Genomic DNA, 11,746 nt, shown 5'->3' with positions numbered 1-11,746 from the left:
CTCAACGGTGATCCGGGTCACAGTCGCCGACCCCGACATCGAGGCCGCCACCGACGTTCAGCCCCTTGCGTCGCCCTCGTAGCGGACGACCTCGCGTTCCCAGACGCCGTCGCACCGGGGCACCGGCTCCAAGGTCGGACCTCACGCCGCGCCGGGCAAGGTCAGGGGCGCGGCCAGGGGCGTCCGGCGAGGCGTTCGATGCCGGCGTTGAAGCGCCGCAGGCAGGAGGCGAAGACGGCGATCTCCTCGTCCGACCAGTCGTCCATCACCTTGTCCAGGCTCGCGAGGATGCCGGCCCGCTCCTCGTCGAGCAGTTGCGCGCCCTCGTCGGTGATCCGGAACTTCCTGGCCATCCCGCCGTCGGGGTCGGGGATGCGCTCGACGAGTCCGGCCCGCATGGCGGCGGTGGTCTGGCGGTTGAGGGTGGAGACGTCGAGGTCGAAGGCCTCGCTCAGTTCGCCGATGGACATCGGGCCCTGGATGCGGATCCGGCTGAGCAGGATGTAGGCGCTGCGTTCCAGCAGACCGTCCTTGCGGCGCCCGCCGGCCTGGAGGCCGTGGCGACTGAGGAGCATCTGCTCGTACTCGACCTCGTGCGTGGGCCTGACCACCGCGTCCCACCTCCTGCCGTCGGCCGGCGCGCCGTTCGGCCGGCCCGGATTCCGTCGAAATCCTTGGCTTCCATTATGCATCCGCCATGAAATATGTACGATGCACATGGCGTGTATGCTGCACATTCTTCCCCGACAGAGAACTCAGGAGGCCCCGGATGGACACCTCGCAACGGACGGCCCGCGGCGGCGGTGTCGTCGCCACGCTGGCCTTCGCCGGCACGGTCGCCGCGATCATGCAGACCCTGGTCACCCCGCTCATCGCGGAGCTCCCGCAGATCCTGGGCACCTCCCCCTCCAACGCCGCCTGGGTCATCACCGTCACCCTGCTGGTCTCGGCCGTCTGCGTGCCGGTCTCCGGCCGCCTCGGCGACATGGTGGGCAAGCGCCGGATGCTGCTGGTCTGCTCGGTGCCGCTGGTGATCGGCTCGGTGGTGTGCGCGCTCGCCTCCTCCGTGGTCCCGATGATCGTCGGACGCGGGTTGCAGGGCATCGGCATGGGCATGGTGCCGCTCGGCATCGCCCTGCTGCGCGACGTCGTCCCGGCGGAGCGGCTCAGCTCCTCGATCGCCCTGGTCAGCGCCTCGATGGGGATCGGCGGCGGCCTCGGCCTGCCGATCGCCGCCGCGGTCGCCCAGTACGCGAGCTGGCGGGTGCTCTTCTGGGGGGCGGCCGTCCTCGCCCTGGCGGTGTCCGCCCTGATCTGGTTCCTCGTTCCGGACGTGCCGGCCACCGCGAAGGGCCAGCGCTTCGACCTGCCCGGCGCGCTGGGCCTCGGCGTCGGCCTGGTCTGCCTGCTGCTCGGCGTCTCCAAGGGCGCCGACTGGGGCTGGGCCTCCCCCATGACCGTCGGCCTGTTCGCCGCCTCCGTCGTCGTCCTGGCCGGCTGGGGCCTGTGGGAGGTGCGTACCCGGGATCCGCTGGTCGACCTGCGCACCACCGCCCGCCCCCGGGTGCTGTTCACCAACCTCGCCTCGGTCTTCGTCGGCTTCGGCATGTACGCCAGCATGCTGATCGTCCCGCAGCTGCTCCAGTACCCGGCCGCCACCGGCTACGGTCTCGGCCGGTCGATGCTGGCCGCCGGTCTGTGGATGGCACCCGGCGGCATCATGATGATGCTCGTCTCCCCGCTCGGCGGGAAGCTCACCAACGCCCGCGGCCCCAAGACCACCCTGATCAGCGGGGTGCTGGTGATCGCGGCCGGCTACGGGCTGTCGCAGGCGCTCATGGGCTCGGCCTGGGGCCTGATGGTGGTCACCATGGTCACCAGCAGCGGCGTGGGCCTGGCCTACGGCGCGATGCCCGCCCTGATCATGAGCTCGATCCCGCCGGCCGAGACCGCCGCGGCCAACGGCTTCAACACCCTGATGCGCGCGCTCGGCACCTCGATCGGCGCCGCCGTGGTCGGCACCGTGCTCTCCCAGATGACCACCACGCTGGGCGGGCACACCTTCGCCTCCGAGAGCGGCTTCCGGACCGGCCTGCTGATCGGCCTCGGGGTCGCCCTGGTCGCGGCGGCCGTCGCCGCCGTCATCCCCGCGGTGCGGCCGGCCGCTGCCGACGAGGGCACCGGGAGCGGTACCGGCATCGACGGACGCGCCGGGACCGACCTGCGGGCCGGGGCCGGCACCGGCCGCGGGACGGCTCCGGTCGAGGCCTGAGCCGTCCAGGCCTGCCGGCCAGGCCCCCGCGGACCGGCCCGGCGGACCACCGCGACCCCCGGCCGCCCCCGGCGGCCTGGCACGGACGGCCCCCCGACGCTGGCATGATCGCTGCATGGCAGAACGCATCATCGGCGCCTGTGACGGCGCTTCGAAGGGAAACCCCGGTCCGGCCGGCTGGGCCTGGGTCATCGCCGGCGACGACGGCCGGCCGGAGCGCTGGGAGGCCGGGCCGCTCGGCCGCGCGACCAACAACGTCGCCGAGCTGACCGCACTGAAGGAGTTGCTGGGCTCGGTCGGGCCCGGCACGCCGCTGGAGGTCCGGATGGACTCCCAGTACGCGATGAAGGCGGTCACCCAGTGGCTGCCCGGCTGGCGGCGGAAGGGCTGGAAGACCGCCGCCGGCACGCCGGTCGCCAACAAGGACCTCATCGTGGCGATCGACGCCCTGCTGGCCGAGCGCGACGTCGAGTTCGTGTACGTCCCCGCACACCAGGTCGACGGCGACCCGCTGAACGCCTTCGCCGACCGGGCCGCGAGCGACACGGCCGTGGCCCAGCAGCCCGCCGGCACCTCGCTCGGCTCCGCCGCGCCCGACGTCCGCACCGAGCCGGTCACGGCCGCCCGCGCCGGCTCGGCCGGGGCCTCGGCGAAGGCACCGCGGGCCCGGTCGGGCGCCAGGTCCGCCGGCGGCTCCACGGGCGGCCGGACGAAGGCGAAGTTCCCCGGCTCGTGCCGCTGCGGGCGCTCCTACGCCGCCGGCGAGCCGATCGCCAAGAACCCGGACGGCTGGGGGCACCCGGACTGCGCGAAGAGCGTCGCGACGGCCTGAGCCGTCCGGCCGGCCCGCCACCCCGTACCGCCCCACCGCCCGCATCGGCCCGCCACCCCGTACCGCCCCACCGCCCGCATCGCCCCGGCTCGACCAGGCCCCCGATGCGGGCGGTGCCCCGGCCGGCGGGCCCGCCGGGTCACCCGGGCTCAGCCGTCGTCGCGCGGGGGCTCCGGCCCCTTGCGCGGGCGCAGCAGCAGCGGGAGCAGCGAGAGCACCACGACCGCTCCCACCAGCAGCCACAGGTAGCGGTCGATCCCCGGGACGGCGGCGCCCAGCCAGTAGCCCGCGAGGACGAGCGACTGCGACCAGAGCACGCCGCCGACGATCTGCCACACGGTGAAGGTCCGGGTGGGGACGTCGAGCATGCCCGCCAGCGGGCTGAGCACCGTGCGGACGAGCGGCACGAAGCGCCCGATCACGATGGCCTTGCGGTAGCCGTAGCGGCGCAGCAGCGCCTCCCCGCGGGCCGCGGCCGCTTTGAGGCGCCCGCTGCGGGTGCGGGCCAGGAACGGGCGGCCGCCGTGCCGCCCGAGCAGGAAGCCCAGCTGCGCCCCGGCCACCGCGCCCACCGCGGCGCAGAGCATCACCTGCCAGAGCGCCAGGTGCGGCCCGGTGCCGGTGCCGGTGGCGCAGAGCACGCCGGCGGGCAGGAGCAGGGTGTCGCCGGGGAGGAAGAACCCCACCACCAGCAGCCCCGACTCGGCGAAGACCACCACCAGGACGGCCAGGGCACCGAAGGCGGCGAGCAGGGAGTCCCCGCTCGTCGGGTCGACGGCCAGCAGCAACGCCGTCACCACCGGCCGGCCGCGGCCGGCCGGTGGTCCGGGGGTCGTCCTGCGCGGAGAGCGGGCACGTCTCGACCGTACTCGGGCGGCCGGGCGGCCCGCCACAGCAGCCGCCCGGGGCCGCCCGCGCCCGCCGCGGCACGGCTCAGCGCAGTGCGGGCGGGCGGGTGCAGGGGCTACGAGTGGAACTCGACCTCCGGGTCGGCCGCCGTCGGCCCGTCCAGGACCGGCCGGGCGATGCCCTTCAGGTGCAGGTCGAAGAAGGCCGCGACGTAGGACCGGGTGAGCTCCATGCCCCGCTGGGCGGAGAGCGTCGTGCCGGGCGGGGTGGGGATGCCGAGCTTCTCGGCCAGCACCGGGACGTCGGTGAAGGAGCCGTGGTTGGAGCCGGCGAGGGTCAGCCAGCGCTTCCAGCCGTCCAGCCGGGGCCAGCTGTCCGTCCAGGTGGAGTCCTCGGGGCCGGGGAGCGGGTGGCCGAGCAGCATGAACGGCTTGCCGTGGAGACCGTCGGCGGGGACTTCGTAGTCCATGGTGCCGTCGAGGTTCACCCCGGCCAGGATCCGGTCGTCGGTGAGCAGCGCCGGGACGGCCGCCGCACCGCCGAGCGAGTGCCCGGCCGTGCCGATCCGGTCGTCGTCGATCATGCGGGCGTAGCGCCAGTCCGGGTGGGTGCGGGCGGTCAGCCGGTCGACGACGAAGGAGATGTCCTTCGCCCGGCTCGCGGAGACGGTCGCGGCCCCTCCCTCCGGGAAATGGTCGCAAATGACGCAGGGCAGCGTCGTCCCGTCGGGGAACGTCGTCCCGGTGTTCTCGTAGGTGTGGTCGACGAGCGCGACGACGTAACCGCGGCTCGCCAGGTCCTCGGCGAGGCCGGTCAGTTCGGTGCGCGGCATGGTGAAGCCGGGGGAGAGCACCACGAGCGGGTAGCGACCGTGCTCGGGGCGGGCGTCGGACTTCGCCCACGTCCGGGTGGCGGTGACCGCTTCGGTGGGGATGGTGTTCCCCGGCAGCTTGCCGTCCAGCATCAGGCGCGCGGCCTCGGGGGTCATGTACGGGGCCGGCCCGCCCGTCCCGGCCTTGGCGGGGTAGTACATCGACACCATCAGCCGGCGCGGGCCCGCCGACGGGACCCATGGGTCGGCCCGGCTCCGGTCGACGAGTTGCAGGATCTCCCGGCCGACGGCGTGCGGGCCGGTCGGCCGCGGGAGGTCGGCGTGGACGCCCGTCGGCACGGTCGGCGTGGGCGGCGCGGCGGTGACGCTGCCGGCCGGGGGCGCGGCCGGCGCCGGAGCGGCGGCGACGGACAGGGGCAGGGCGAGCAGCAGAACCGCTGTGGCGGCTGTGCGACGGATTCCGGTCATACCGACGACAGTACGAGCGGGGCAAGGGAGTTGACGTCCCCTCAGAAGCGTAGGGGTTCCGCCGGGGAGAACGGCGGACCGTCTCAGGGGCACCCCGGGGTCACCCCTGATGACAGGGTGGCGGACGTGTGCTCCCGACCGGTGAACCGGCAGATCGACGGAACGGCTAGCATCGCGCCCCGGCCCCCGGACCGGCCGGGGCACAGGAAGGGGTGGAGTTCAGTGGGCCTGGAGAGCATGCCCGGAGTCGAGTGGAAGATCGTCGACGCCAGGGGGAAGTCGTTCTCGTACGACTCGGAGGAGGAGGCGCTGGAGGAACTCCACGAGTACGGGCCGACGGCGAGCATCTGGCGCCGCGAGGTCTACCGGGTGACGCTGTTCGTCACCAAGTCCGTCAAGGGCTGGCAACTGGTCCACCCGGCGCCCCGGGAGACGGCCGGCTCCTGACGCGGCGCGGCCGGCCGTGGGGCGACATGCCGCGCTCGGCCCAAGGTCGCCGACCGGCGGCCCGCGGCGCGGCAGAATGCGCGGGACCGTACGAGGCTGGAGGGCGAACCGTGGGCGGTACCGCGCAGTTCCAGAGCTGGGACGTCCGGGAGTCGGGGCCGGCCGACGCCCCGCACCGGGTGTTGCTGCTGCCCGGCGGGCTGTGCAGTACGGCCTTCTACGCGGACATGATGGCCGCCCCGCCGCTCGCCGGCGCACCGATCCGGCTGGTGGCGGCGACCGTCCCGGGCCATGCCGGGACGGTGGCGCCCGAGGACGTGTCGATCGAGAACTACGCGGCGATCACCGGCGCCTTCGCGGCCGAACACGGCTGCACGACGGTGGTCGGCCACAGCATCGGCGCCGACATCGCGCTGGAGATGGCAGCCGGCGGGCACTTCTCCGGCCCGCTGGTGCTGCTCTCCCCCACCTTCTCGCGGCCGGACGAGTCGAAGGCGCTGGCCGTCGCCGCGGCGCTCGGCCGGGTGCCCGGGCTCGGACGAACGGCCTGGCCGGTCATGCTGTGGCTGACGCCGAAGGCGCTGGCGGACAGCCTGCCGGAGCAGCGCAGGGCGGCCCTGGTGGCCGACCTGGAGAAGAACTCCGCGGCGTTCTGCCGCCGGGCCATGGCCGAGTACTTCGCGTACCTGGACCGGCACGGCGAGCTGGTGCCGCGATTGTGCGGCTCCGGCGCCCGGGCCCTGGTGGTCCGCGGCGACCGGGACGAGGTGGGCCTCACCGATGCCGAGCACGCCGCGCTCGACGCCTGCCCCTCCATCACCCTGGCAGTGGTCCCGGACAGCGGGCACCTGGTGATGCTGGAGCAGCCCGAGGCGGTGGCCCGCCTGGTCGCCGACGCCGTTCTCGGCGCGAACCGCTGACCACCCGGCGCGGCCTGCGCCGGGCGCGCCCCCGGACGGGCGGGTTGCCGTCCCCCACCGGAGGGCGGACATTCAGGGTGGTGCTGCCGCGCCGGCGGCACACTCGGACGAGGTGGAGGTGGCTGCAGCGATGGGCAGGGTCGAGGAGTCGATCGACGTGGACGTGCCGGTACACGTCGTCTATGACCAGTGGACGAGCTTCGAGCAGTTCCCGGAGTTCATGGAGGGCGTGGAGGAGGTCCGGCAGCTGGACGACCTGCACGCCCACTGGAAGACGAAGATCGCCGGGCTGTCGCGCGAGTTCGACACCGAGATCGTCGAGCGGGTGCCCGACGAGCGGGTGGCCTGGCGCACCAGCAGCGACAACGTGAAGCACAGCGGCACCGTCGCCCTGGAGCCGATCGACGCGAGCCGGACCCGCGTCACGATGACCATGGACTTCCAGCCCACGGGGCTGGCCGAGAAGGCCGCCGACAAGCTGGGCGTGCTCGACCGCATGGTCAGCGGTGACCTGCGCCGTTTCAAGCAGTTCCTGGAGGAGCGCGCCGCGGGTGGCACCTCCGGCGGCGGGGGCCGCTGAGCAACGCCGCCGCACTCCGCCGCCCGTGCGCCGCGCCCGTGCCCCGTGCCCGCATCCCGGGGCACGGGGCACGGGCGTCGGGCGTCGGGCGTCGGGCGTCGGGCGTCGGGCGTCGGGCGTCGGGCGTCGGGTCAGAATCCGTACGCGCCGGCACCGCCGCGCAGCAGGGCGAAGGCCTGCACCGTCTCCTCGGCGGCCGTCCGTGCGACGTCGGCGACGTCCTGCCCCTCGACGAGCCTGGTCAGGGTGGAGCGTGCGAGGGCCCGGTGCACCGCCGTGTACTGGGCGGCGACCAGCCGGGCGGCGACGTCCCCGTCCGGGCCCAGGGCCGCGGCGAGCGCGCGGGTGTCGGCGGCGAGGTAGTCGAAGAGGTGGGCGGAGAGGCTGGGGGTCTCGTGGACCAGCCGGAGGAAGGCCAGCACCTCGGGGTCGTCGGTGAGTCCGGTGTTGGGGTCGCGGGCCGCCAGACGGTCCAGGTGGTGGCGCTCCAGGGCGTCCAGCGCGGTGAGCCCGGCCGCGCGGTCGCGCACGACCCGCCCGGCCTCGCCGAGGTGGTCCTCGAAGCGGTGCAGGACGAGCTCCTCCTTGCTCGCGAAGTAGCGGAAGAGGGTGGGTTTGGAGACTTCGGCGGCGGCGGCGATCTCGGCCACCGACACCTGGTCGAACCCCCGGTCGAGGAAGAGGGCGATGGCCGTGGCGGCGATGGTCTGCCGGGTGCGCTGCTTCTTGAGGGTCCGCAGACCCGTGTCTGACTCGGTCGGGCTCATGACCCAATCATAACCCGGAAACGTTTGTTACTCGGTTGCATTTCTTACTCGGTTGCTGTTCCATGGTGAGCACCAACAAGCCTGAGGGGGCGGACAGTATGACCACCGTGGTGATCGTCGGAGCGGGACCGACCGGACTGACCCTGGCGTGCGGACTGGCGAGGCAGGGCGTCGACGTCCGGATCGTCGAGAAGGCCGCCGAATTCCACACCGGTTCGCGCGGCAAGACGCTCAACCCGCGCAGCCTGGAGATCCTCGCCGACCTCGGGATCGGCGAGCGGCTGGCAGCCGTCGGCCGCACCCACCTGCCCTACCGCAAGTACTTCGCCGGCGAGTTCGCCGACGAGACCGACCCGTTCGCCGGAGCCGGCGCCGACACCACCGCCCCGTACCCGGTGAGCCTGTGGATGCCGCAGACGCGGGTGGAGCGACTGCTGCGCGAGCGGCTCGCCGAGCACGGGGTGACGGTCGAACTCGCCACCGAGCTGGTCGGCTTCACCCAGGACGAGGCCGAGGTGGAGGTGCACCTCGCGGGCGGCGGGCGGATCTCCGCCGACTACCTGGTCGCCTGCGACGGCGGCCGCTCCGCGGTGCGCAAGCTCCTCGGCATCCCGTTCGTCGGGGAGGGCCAGGAGCAGCCGACGCTGGTCTGCGGCGACGTCGAGGTCGAGGGGCTGGAGCCGACCGCCTGGCACCAGTGGTTCGGGCCCGAGGGCGTGTTCATGCTCTGCCCGTTCGAGGGCACCCGCCGCTGGCAGCTGCAGGCGAGCCCGGAGACGGACGCCGACGGCCTGACGGTCGCCCCGTCACTGGAGAGCTTCCAGCGGCTGGCCGCCCGGCACACCGGCCGCGAGGACCTCAGGATCAGCCGGGCCACCTGGCTCTCCACCTGGCGGATCAACGTCCGGATGGCCGAGCGCTACCGCGAGGGGCGGGTCTTCCTGGCCGGCGACAGCGCGCACGTCCACCCCGTCGCGGGCGGGCTCGGCATGAACACCGGCATCCAGGACGCCTGGAACCTCGCCTGGAAGCTCGGGTACGTGCTGCGCGGCCTCGCCGCACCCGCACTGCTCGACAGCTACCAGGAGGAGCGCCTGCCGATCGCCGCCTGGACGCTCGACGTCAGCAGCGCCGGCCTGGCCGCTGTCGCCCGGGGCATCACCACGCCGGGCATCGGCGTCGAGGCCGGGCGGGTCGCCGACGTCACCGGCCTCTCGCTCGGCTACCGGTGGAGCCGGCTCGCCGACGACCGGCTCGGCGGCCCGCTCCAGGCCGGTGACCGGGCGCCGGACGCCGTCCGCCCCGGCGCGGGCCCCGCCGGCGCACCGGCCCGGCTCTTCGACCTGTTCACCGGGGACCACTTCACGCTGCTCGGCTTCGGCCCGGGCGCCCGCCCGGCCCTCACGGGACTGCCCGACTTCGTCCGGGCGGTGGCGATCGACGACCGCGACGACGAGACCCGCCGGGCGTACGGGATCACCGGCGACGCCCTCGTGCTGGTCCGGCCCGACCACCACGTCGCCCTCACCGCCCCGGCGACCGGCCGCGAGGACGTCATGACCTACCTGGCGGCCCTGGAGCGGAGCTGACCCGGGCTCCTCGCCGGTCCTCACCGGTCCTCACCGGGCCGGCCCGGGCGGGAAACCCCGCTCAGGCCGGCCCGGTGAGCAGCGTGGCCACCAGGCTGTGCGCGTAGGCGCCGTCCAGGCCCCCGGGGCGGAAGAGGATCCGGTACATCATCGGGGCGACGACGCCGTCGAGCACGGCCTCGACGCCCGGGGCCGGCTCACCGCGCTCCGCCGCCCGGCCGAGGATCGCGCCGAGCTGGTCGGCCGCGAAGTCGGAGCAGCGCCCGGCGTTGCCGCCGTCCGGATCACCCAGCAGGGCGTCGCGGAGGTAGGACCGGCCGGAGGGCGAGCCCATCTCGTCGAGGAACTGCTCGGCCCAGGCGGCCAGATCGGCGGCCAGGGTGCCGTGGTCCCCGGGCGGGGCGTCGGGGCGCAGGTGCTGGACGGCCACGTCGGAGAGCAGCTCGGCGACGGTGCCCCACCGACGGTAGACCGTCGAGGGGGTCACGCCGGCGCGGGCGGCGATCAGCGGGACGGTCAGGGCGTCACGGCCCGTCTCGGCGACGAGCTCGCGCACCGCGTCGTGGACGGACTGCTGGACGCGGGTGCTGCGCCCTCCGGGACGGACACTGGGCTTGCGGCTCACGGGGCCACCTTAAAGCAACATCCATACCTTCTTCGTGGGCTGATCCTGGTCCTTCGTAAGATCGGGGCACCCAGGGGTGCCGGGTATGGCTGGCAACATCGAGCCGTTGTCGTGGCTTGCAACGATTGGCCACCCGACGCCCCGCGACGACTCGGCCGCTGATTGGGATACGCGAAGAAGATCGCTTGTATGGACGCGCCGGCGAAGTCGTCTGCTGGGACAGGGAGCTGCGGACAACGCAAGGAGGAGCTGGTGCCCGAACTCTGGGCCGGAACGGACGCTGGCAAAGCAGAGCACCACTGCACGGCGATCGACGCCAACGGGAAGACTCACCTGTCCCGCCGGGTGCCGAACAGCGAGGCCGAGCTGCTGCAACTGCTCGGTGACGTGCTTGAGCTTGCCAAAGGGGATCCGGTGACCTGGGCAGTCGACCTGAACTCCGGCGGGGCAGCACTGTGGATCGCACTGTTGGTCAGCCACGGACAACAAGTCCTCTACATCCCCGGCCGGAGCGTGCACCACGCCTCGGGCTCCTACCGGGGCGACGGCAAGAGCGACTCGAAGGACGCGTTCATCATCGCCGATCAAGCTCGCATGCGGCGCGACCTCCAGCCGCTCCGGGAGACCAGCGAGATCGCGATCGAGCTAAGGATCCTCACCTCTCGGCGTCTGGACCTCGCTGCCGACCGCACCCGGGCCATCAACCGGCTCCGCGCCCAGATGCTCGAGTACTTCCCCGCTCTAGAACGAGCCTTCGACTACAGCACCTCCAAGAGCGCGCTCACACTGCTGACCGGCTATCAGACACCGGCTGCCCTGAGACGAGTCGGCCGGGGGAGGCTCGCCACCTGGTTGAACAACCGCGGAGTCCGCGCCGACTACGCCAGGATCGCCGCCGACGCCGCGGTGACCGCCGCTGAGGCTCAACACACGGCCGTCGCCGCGGAGAAGACCTTCGCGAGGATGGTCCACGCCCTGGCCCGGGAGGTAACGGCCCTCAATGAGGAGATCGCAGGACTGGACGCCATGATCGAGACCAGGTTCCGCGAGCACCCCGACGCCGAGGTGATCACCAGCATGCCCGGGATCGGCAACCTGCTCGGCGCCGAGTTCATCGCCGCTACTGGCGGCGACATGAACGCCTTCGGAAGTGCCGACCGCCTTGCCGGGGTCGCAGGGCTTGCCCCTGTCCCTCACGACTCCGGCAAGATCAGCGGAAATCTGCGTCGGCCAAGGCGCTACAGCCGACGCCTGCTGCGAATGTGCTACCTCTCGGCCCAGGCCGCTGCCATTCACTGCCCCGAGTCCAAGGCCTTCTATCAGCGGAAGCGCGCGGAGGGAAAGTCCCACAAGCAGGCAGTCCTTGCACTCGCCAGGCGTCGTCTCAACGCGCTCTGGGCTCTCATACGCGACCACCGCACTTTCCAGGCAGCCTCCGAGCGAATGACAGCCGCAGCGGCGTGATGGTGACTGAGCGCTTCAGCTGGCGGTCAATCGAGGCCCAGGCGGCGTCCTTCGGGCTCCACCATTTGATCGCCGCACTTGTCACCTGCGTCCGCTGGTCG

Annotated in this window: 12 protein-coding genes; 7 read left to right on the top strand and 5 right to left on the bottom strand. The window is 73.2% G+C overall.

All coding sequences use genetic code 11. The features are described from left to right. Positions 1-161: 161 nt before the first annotated feature. Positions 162-611, bottom strand: a complete 450-nt coding sequence (locus OH807_RS40085; protein ID WP_406210078.1) for a MarR family winged helix-turn-helix transcriptional regulator — start codon at positions 609-611, stop codon at positions 162-164. 158 nt (positions 612-769) lie between these two features. Between OH807_RS40085 and OH807_RS40080 the strand changes: the two genes are divergently transcribed. After that, a complete protein-coding gene (locus OH807_RS40080; RefSeq protein ID WP_406210075.1) occupies positions 770-2,272 on the top strand; it encodes an MFS transporter in 1,503 nt (500 codons plus the stop codon). A 115-nt stretch (positions 2,273-2,387) separates the two neighbouring features. After that, positions 2,388-3,104 (top strand): ribonuclease H, encoded by a 717-nt coding sequence (locus OH807_RS40075; protein ID WP_406210072.1) that lies wholly within the window; start codon positions 2,388-2,390, stop codon positions 3,102-3,104. Positions 3,105-3,253: 149 nt separating this feature from the next. On the opposite strand, the gene OH807_RS40070 is transcribed toward OH807_RS40075, so the two are convergent. Further along, the gene (locus tag OH807_RS40070; protein WP_406211437.1) at positions 3,254-3,889 is read right to left on the bottom strand and encodes a DedA family protein; all 636 of its coding nucleotides are present in this window, start codon (positions 3,887-3,889) and stop codon (positions 3,254-3,256) included. 179 nt (positions 3,890-4,068) lie between these two features. Then, the gene (locus OH807_RS40065) at positions 4,069-5,253 is read right to left on the bottom strand and encodes an alpha/beta hydrolase family protein (RefSeq protein WP_406210069.1); all 1,185 of its coding nucleotides are present in this window, start codon (positions 5,251-5,253) and stop codon (positions 4,069-4,071) included. Between the two features lie 237 nt (positions 5,254-5,490). Here OH807_RS40065 and OH807_RS40060 point away from each other — a divergent pair, with 237 nt between their 5' ends. From OH807_RS40060 to OH807_RS40050, 3 genes are all read left to right on the top strand, one after another. Then, a complete protein-coding gene (locus OH807_RS40060) occupies positions 5,491-5,700 on the top strand; it encodes a hypothetical protein (RefSeq protein WP_406210067.1) in 210 nt (69 codons plus the stop codon). Positions 5,701-5,810: 110 nt separating this feature from the next. After that, the gene (locus OH807_RS40055) at positions 5,811-6,620 is read left to right on the top strand and encodes an alpha/beta fold hydrolase (protein WP_406210065.1); all 810 of its coding nucleotides are present in this window, start codon (positions 5,811-5,813) and stop codon (positions 6,618-6,620) included. A 130-nt stretch (positions 6,621-6,750) separates the two neighbouring features. After that, entirely contained in the window at positions 6,751-7,200 is a 450-nt protein-coding gene (locus OH807_RS40050) for an SRPBCC family protein (protein ID WP_406211435.1), read from the top strand. Positions 7,201-7,331: 131 nt separating this feature from the next. On the opposite strand, the gene OH807_RS40045 is transcribed toward OH807_RS40050, so the two are convergent. Next, positions 7,332-7,967, bottom strand: a complete 636-nt coding sequence (locus OH807_RS40045; protein ID WP_406210062.1) for a TetR family transcriptional regulator — start codon at positions 7,965-7,967, stop codon at positions 7,332-7,334. A 98-nt stretch (positions 7,968-8,065) separates the two neighbouring features. On the opposite strand from OH807_RS40045, the gene OH807_RS40040 reads away from it, so the two are divergent. Continuing rightward, positions 8,066-9,556, top strand: a complete 1,491-nt coding sequence (locus tag OH807_RS40040; protein WP_406210059.1) for an FAD-dependent monooxygenase — start codon at positions 8,066-8,068, stop codon at positions 9,554-9,556. A 61-nt stretch (positions 9,557-9,617) separates the two neighbouring features. On the opposite strand, the gene OH807_RS40035 is transcribed toward OH807_RS40040, so the two are convergent. Further along, positions 9,618-10,181, bottom strand: a complete 564-nt coding sequence (locus OH807_RS40035) for a TetR/AcrR family transcriptional regulator (RefSeq protein ID WP_406210057.1) — start codon at positions 10,179-10,181, stop codon at positions 9,618-9,620. 252 nt (positions 10,182-10,433) lie between these two features. Here OH807_RS40035 and OH807_RS40030 point away from each other — a divergent pair, with 252 nt between their 5' ends. Then, positions 10,434-11,645: an IS110 family transposase gene (locus tag OH807_RS40030; protein ID WP_406210054.1), complete on the top strand. Its 1,212-nt coding sequence runs from the start codon at positions 10,434-10,436 to the stop codon at positions 11,643-11,645. The last annotated feature ends 101 nt before the right edge of the window (positions 11,646-11,746 follow it).

It is taken from the genome of Kitasatospora sp. NBC_01560 (assembly GCF_045208415.1).
Lineage (GTDB): Bacteria > Actinomycetota > Actinomycetes > Streptomycetales > Streptomycetaceae > Kitasatospora.
The sequence above is the reverse complement of the archived record's forward strand: the minus strand, read 5'-3'. Positions and strand labels throughout refer to the sequence as shown.

Bases quoted from the DNA above. Each gene is read 5' to 3' on its own strand.
- OH807_RS40050 (WP_406211435.1), top strand. From the start codon at position 6,751: ATGGGCAGGGTCGAGGAGTCGATCGACGTGGACGTGCCGGTACACGTC.
- OH807_RS40040 (WP_406210059.1), top strand. From the start codon at position 8,066: ATGACCACCGTGGTGATCGTCGGAGCGGGACCGACCGGACTGACCCTG.
- OH807_RS40065 (WP_406210069.1), bottom strand. From the start codon at position 5,253: ATGACCGGAATCCGTCGCACAGCCGCCACAGCGGTTCTGCTGCTCGCC.
- OH807_RS40045 (WP_406210062.1), bottom strand. From the start codon at position 7,967: ATGAGCCCGACCGAGTCAGACACGGGTCTGCGGACCCTCAAGAAGCAG.
- OH807_RS40060 (WP_406210067.1), top strand. From the start codon at position 5,491: ATGCCCGGAGTCGAGTGGAAGATCGTCGACGCCAGGGGGAAGTCGTTC.
- OH807_RS40080 (WP_406210075.1), top strand. From the start codon at position 770: ATGGACACCTCGCAACGGACGGCCCGCGGCGGCGGTGTCGTCGCCACG.
- OH807_RS40075 (WP_406210072.1), top strand. From the start codon at position 2,388: ATGGCAGAACGCATCATCGGCGCCTGTGACGGCGCTTCGAAGGGAAAC.